At 69.7% G+C, this 5,698-nt stretch carries 5 protein-coding genes, 1 tRNA gene and 1 pseudogene; 3 read left to right on the forward strand and 4 right to left on the reverse strand.

Translation table 11 applies throughout. The annotated features are described in order from the left end of the window. The first annotated feature begins 240 nt into the window (after positions 1-240). Complete coding sequence (locus AC08OT_RS18705; RefSeq protein WP_476594619.1) at positions 241-480, forward strand: DUF433 domain-containing protein; 240 nt, start codon at positions 241-243, stop codon at positions 478-480. Beyond that, positions 477-917 (forward strand): DUF5615 family PIN-like protein, encoded by a 441-nt coding sequence (locus AC08OT_RS18710; protein ID WP_476594618.1) that lies wholly within the window; start codon positions 477-479, stop codon positions 915-917. The genes AC08OT_RS18705 and AC08OT_RS18710 overlap by 4 nt, the downstream gene beginning before the upstream one ends. 17 nt (positions 918-934) lie before the next feature. Here AC08OT_RS18710 and AC08OT_RS18715 read toward each other — a convergent pair. Continuing rightward, a tRNA-Arg gene (locus tag AC08OT_RS18715) sits at positions 935-1,007 on the reverse strand. A 122-nt stretch (positions 1,008-1,129) separates the two neighbouring features. Next, positions 1,130-1,324 carry a hypothetical protein gene (locus AC08OT_RS18720; protein ID WP_462188987.1) on the reverse strand — a complete coding sequence of 65 codons (195 nt, stop codon included), beginning with the start codon at positions 1,322-1,324 and terminating at the stop codon, positions 1,130-1,132. A 326-nt stretch (positions 1,325-1,650) separates the two neighbouring features. Between AC08OT_RS18720 and AC08OT_RS18725 the strand changes: the two genes are divergently transcribed. Next, positions 1,651-2,970, forward strand: a complete 1,320-nt coding sequence (locus tag AC08OT_RS18725) for an MFS transporter (RefSeq protein WP_476603112.1) — start codon at positions 1,651-1,653, stop codon at positions 2,968-2,970. A 64-nt stretch (positions 2,971-3,034) separates the two neighbouring features. Here the strand turns inward: AC08OT_RS18725 and AC08OT_RS18730 are convergent, their stop codons facing one another. After that, the gene (locus AC08OT_RS18730; RefSeq protein ID WP_476603113.1) at positions 3,035-3,715 is read right to left on the reverse strand and encodes a bacterial transcriptional activator domain-containing protein; all 681 of its coding nucleotides are present in this window, start codon (positions 3,713-3,715) and stop codon (positions 3,035-3,037) included. Beyond that, positions 3,712-5,698 (reverse strand): annotated as a pseudogene (locus AC08OT_RS18735) (hypothetical protein); the annotation flags it as partial. The pseudogene AC08OT_RS18735 and the gene AC08OT_RS18730, both read right to left, overlap by 4 nt.

A 5,698-nucleotide genomic window follows, 5' to 3' on the forward strand; every position in this document is an offset into this window, starting at 1 on the left:
CTGGCGTGCGCTCGGAGGGACTCGAACCCCCAACCTTCTGATCCGTAGTTAGATTTGGATCTTCCGTCGACGTCTGTCAACGTCCGCCCTGTCTGCTGACCATGAGCGTTCCGTCCACCGGTGTCCGTCGACGTCCACCCGCGTCCAGCGGCTTGGCTGTCAACTTGGCTGTCACTCGTGCCACGGCTTGGACCACGTGATGGGCGCTCGACGCTGAGATCCGGGAGCATACTGGGAGGCATGGCGGAAGATCTTCTGGCGCTCGTCGTGGCCGACCCGACAGTCGGTCATGGGCAGGCGTGTATCCGGGGGACCCGGGTGCCGGTGAGTGTCGTGCTCGACTGCCTTGCCGGCGGTATGTCCGACGGTGAGATCATCGCGGAGTACCCGTCGCTGACCGTGTCGGGGATCCGTGCGGCCGCTGCCTACGGGGCGCGTCTGGTGCGGGAGGATCTCGTGCCGCTTCGTACCGCGCCGTGAAGGTCAAGCTGGACGAGGGTCTCCCGGTCTCCCTTGCCGAGCGACTCGCCAAGCACGGGATCGACGCCGATACCGTGCTTGCGGAGAACCTGTCGGGCCGCTCCGATCCGGAGGTGCTCGCTGCTGCGGTTGCCGAGAACCGGATCGTGTTCACCCTCGACCGCGGCTTCGGGAACATCCGTGCCTACCTGCCGGGATCGCACAGCGGGATCGTGGTCTTCCGGCTTGACGACCAGTCGGCACGCGCCGTGATCGCGGCCGTCGAGGACCTGGTCACGCATCACGACCTCGCCGATCTCGCTGGGGCCGTGACAGTGGCTGCACCGCGGCCTTCTCCGGATCCGTCGCGAGGGCGATTGACCCTCTCCGCCCGGGCTGGGAGATCGCCTACGCAAAGCTCAGAGCCCCGCGCCGGAGTAGTGGCTACGGGGCTCTGACCTGTCTCAACCTGACGTGCGCTCGGAGGGACTCGAACCCCCAACCTTCTGATCCGTAGTCAGATGCTCTGTCCGTTGAGCTACGAGCGCGATGTACCGCCGTGGTGGCCGGCGGTACCAGCTTACAGCACCCGACGGATGGCACCGATCCTCCGAGGGGGATATAGCTGTCTGTAGTTCATCCTGTGCTTCTTGTGTGGACAGCTGTGGGGTCATCGTCGAATCGGCAGCTGCGGCGCCGGCAGGAGGAGTTGCCGGTGGGGCGCGCGGCGGACGGTCAACCGCTGACCGTCCGCCGCGTCGACGGCGGACCAGACCTCGGCGGGCAGCTCGCGCGCCCGCACCGGGAGGTGTGTGTCCGAGAGCATGACCAGACGCACCCCGCCAGTACCCGACGCGACGGCCACGGGAACGCCATCGTGCCCGATCGGGCGGGCACGTTAGCGCCCGCTGCCGAGAGGTCCTCATGGTCGAGCAGTCCTCATAGTGACATCGGGACGTCATCAGGTGCCGTCGATCATAATTTGATTTTATGCAAAGTAATTAGATTTTGTATATCGTAATTAGATTTGTCAAAACATGATTGGCTGTCGCCAGAGCGCTGCCCGATCTTATCGAGTATCGTCGCGTGGAGTAATGAGGCGTAACGATCCGGGACGCAGGGTAATTCTCCTCCCGGCGTGCGCATCGTGAAGATCGACGGCTGGAGATCATCCTGATGGATCCGGGCGGCGTGCGCCGCGCGACTCGGAGCCAGCCCTTCGCCGCCCAAGCACTGTTCCGTGCCCGGGCGGCGACGATGAGCTCGCTGTTCCTGCTGGCTCTGCTGCTTGCGAGCTGGGCGCCGCGTATACCGCAAATCAAGGAGGGGCTCGAACTCGGCGACGGGCAGCTCAGTCTGACCCTGCTCGGCGCCCCGATCGGGGCGGTTCTGACATTGTGGCTGATCGGTCTGGCGGTCACCCGGTACGGCAGCATCACCATGGTGCGAGCAGGTCTGCCCGCCTACTGCGCCACCGGTCTTCTGGTCCCGCTCATCGAGGGACCCTGGTCTCTGTTCGCTCTGCTCGCCCTGTGGGGGGCGACCAGCAGTTGCCTCGACATCTCCCTGAACACCCAGGCCGTGGGGATTGAGCGCTGCTACCAGCGGCCGATCATGACCTCCGCCCATGCGGCGTGGACGGCGGGTGCCCTGTCCGGGGCCGGGATCGGTTCGGCGGCGGCCGCTCTGAGTGTCCCGATCGGCGTGCAGTTCGCGGTGCTCGGCGGGTTGGGTCTCGCTGCCGCCCTACCCGCCACGGCCTGGATGCTGCCCGACGGCGCTGCACCGGAAGTCGCGCCAGGGGACGGGCGAGACGGCTGGGGCGGAGACCGCGACAGAGCGGTGCCCCCGGGTCCCGCGGGCACCGGCAGCCGTGCCCGGCAGTTCGTCGCACTGTGCGTCATTGCCTTCGGTAGTTTCCTCTGTGAAGGTGTGGCGGCGGACTGGAGCGCCGTCTACCTCACCGAGGTAGCCGGAGCGGCTGCCGGAATCGCGGGTATCGGCTTTGTGGCCTTCACCTCCTGCATGTTCGTCGTGCGCCTGTTCGGGGACCGCGCCATGGCACGGTTCGGCCCGACCCGAACGGTCCGCGGCCTCGCCGTGACCGCGATGGTGGGATTCGCGGTCATGCTTGCGCTCGGTTCCTCGGCGTTCGGCACGGTCGGGGGAATCGTCGGATTCGGAACGCTCGGCGTCGGCACCGCCTGCGTGCTGCCCGCGGTGTTCTCCGCGACGGGGCGGCTCAGGTCGTCGACGGGCAGCTCCATCGCCGTGGTCGGCACGGTCGGGTATGCCGGATGGTTGTGCGGGCCGGCTCTCATCGGTGGGCTCGCCGAGCTGGCGGGCCTGCAACTCGCCATGGTCGTCGTGCTTGTCCTGCTCGTCGCGATCATAGTTTGCGCGTCGGCGTTGCGCGGTCCCGATTCTTCTCCTGCCGCGGCTGCCGAGTTCACCGCGGACCCCGGTGCCTCGGAGATCTCCGGGGTGCCCAAGATCCCCGAGGTTGGCTAGCGTCACCAGCGACCAGCCATCAGGCCGGGTCCTCTGCCGGCTGCCCCGGGAGCGGAGACGGGCACTACCGCCGGCCGCGACGGAATCCGGGCAGCAGGGTCTGCACCAGTGCGTCCGTCTTGGCCTCGGCCCGCCCGCCGCGGCGCACCCCGCTGACACCGATAGTTCGGTACATCTCCGTTGCCACAGCCTGCAGAGTTCGGCAATCACCCCGCGCGGCGACCGTGCGCAGCAGGTCCCGCCAGAGCACTTCGGAGGTCGGCACAGCCCGTAGCCCGGTGCGGCAGGCCGCCATCGCCGTCATCGTGTCACCGAAGTCCAACGTCAGTTGGGCGAGGCGATGCGCCACGTCGACCACGCCCGCCCAGGTGCTTCGGGCGATTGGCCCGGTGGTCGCCCAGCGGTACCGCCCGGCAGGCAGATCCGTCCACAGGGGGCCGCTGACCATCCGCAGGGCCGTCGTCAGATCCGCCTCGGCGTCGCTGCCCGGCAGACCGGCCCGGTGGGTGTAGGCCACGAAGAGTTCCCAGTCGCAGCGCACATCCGGACTCAGCCACCATCGGCCATCCGGGCCGATCATGATTCGAGGCGAGCCGTTGGCATCGGTCCCCAGCCACTGGCGCGCTTCGGCCAGCGCGGCGTCGGCGATCTCCTCTGTGGTGTCGGATGGCCAGATCTCCTCGGCGAGAAGCCGACTGTCTGCGCCTTCCCGGTGCAGCGCGAGGTAGACGATGACCTCGGTCAACAGGTCGATGCGCTCGGCGGGTCGCCGCCCGGGACCCTCGACGGTGGGCAGCCCGAGAATCCGGACCTGCGCCTCGGCGGGCGCGGTGGGATCGGCGGGCGGCGTGGTCTCGAGCGGCACACGCTGTGGCGCCGCCCCGGACGTCGCCACCGGGGGCCGTGAAACGCCGACATCCGGGACGGTGGTACCTCCGTCGGCGTAGCGCGCCCGAGCAGCCTGCGGCGGTGCATGGTGCGCGTCCGCCGGTCCCGCCAGCCGTTCGTTCGGAGGCGGGACCGGCGGCCGGGGCGGGATCGCGGTCCGGTACTCGGTGGTTGGCGGCGGGGGGCAGGGGGTCCAGGTGGTGCCTCCGTCCCGGGCTGGATCGATTCGGCCGGGACGCGGCCCTGCCGGTTCGCTCGCATCCGGGGCGTCTCGAAGTAGATCGCGGATGGTACCCGTGGGATATCCGTCGGGTGGATGAGCGGTCGTCCCGGATGGGCCAGCAGACCGGTGGCCTCGGGGGCGTCGCCGGTGTCCGCGGTGGTTGGCAGGACGGGACCGGCCGATGCGGTCCTTCGCGGAGGGCCGGAAGGCCTGGGCGTGGGTGTGGGCGGCGGGGGTTCGGTGGGGAGCCGGCGGCCGTTCGAGGGCGGTCGCGTCGGATCGTCGTCAGAGGAAGAGGAGATAGTGGGTGGGAATCCGGTGCCGGACAGGACCGCGGCGCGACCCTGCGTGTCCTGCGGTCTCGCTCCGCGTGGCTCCGGTGGCGCAGAGCCGGGGCTGGGGAGTGGGCCTGCCGGCGTGGGGACGGCCGACAGCGGCTGGGGGGACGCAGGCCGGGTGAAGGCTGAGAGTTTCGGCGTCCAGGGCACCGCCCCGGGCACGGAGCCGCGTTGTGAGGGTGGCCTTGTCGGCTCGTCAGGCCGGGTGGTTGCCGGCCCGGTCGCGGTGGGTCCGGCGGAGATCGGTCCGGCGGGCGGCTGTGATGCGGGGGGTGGTGGGGTGCCGTCGTCCGGCAGGCCCTCGTCCGGCAGGCCGTCGTCCGGCGGGCTGCCCGAGGCCCGGTCGGGAGATCCCGCCGCATCGGCCCGCTGGAACAGCACGGTGATCGAGGTGTACTCGGTCATGCTCAGAGTCTGCGCCCGTACCTGAACGCCGAGAACGCCGAGGGACACGCGGCGGTCCGACCCGACCGTGAAGCGCCAGCGGGCGGCCGGGGTGTCGCCGACGGCGAGGACTCCCACGGCGTCGTCCTGCCCGTTCGCCATCCTGGTCAACCGGGCGATGTCGGCGGCTGCGGGAGGGGCCGCGAGAATGAGCAGATTGGGTGCCAGCGCCCGTGGATTGCCGGTGACCCGATCGCGGCCGCCCGCGGTGACGGTCGGCGGGTCTGCCGGTGCCGGATCGGTGCCGGTGCGACCGACGTCGTCCTCCGGTCCGGCGAGTTCGTCGAGGACGGCGCTCAGGTCGTCTGCTGTCCAGACCCGTGCGGGTGCGATCGTCGTCAGGTCGGCTCCGGTGTCGGCCGGAAAACCCACCAGACAGACCCGCAGATCATCCGACCACACGTTGGTTCCCAGCTCGATCGCCACGGCGATCGCGACCTCCGCCGCGATGTCCAGGTCGCCGATCAGGCTGATGATGCCCGGAGCGCCTTCCAGGTCGACGAGAATGCGTGACCCGGCGTCGTCCCGGCCGAAGGTGACGAGGGCCGGGAACGGAGCCGGCACGCCGGCCGTCATCTGGGCGATCATCTGGGCCGGCTGGTCACCGGGCAGACCGGGCATCCGCTCGATCCGCCATGACCCGGGCGCCTCGCCCACGGTCCATGGGAGCGGTGGAGGCTCCTCCTCCGCGGGTGCCATGTACAGGATCAGCAGGTCGTCGGTGAGGATCGCCGCGTACACCGGGGGAAGCAGACGTCCCAGATCGGTCAGGCCGGCAGACAGAACGCGCAGTGAGCGGTCGACAAATCGGGCGGCATCCGTGTCGGCGTCGAGG

It is taken from the genome of Frankia sp. CgJB1 (assembly GCF_977947065.1).

Bases quoted from the DNA above. Each gene is read 5' to 3' on its own strand.
- AC08OT_RS18705 (WP_476594619.1), top strand. From the start codon at position 241: ATGGCGGAAGATCTTCTGGCGCTCGTCGTGGCCGACCCGACAGTCGGT.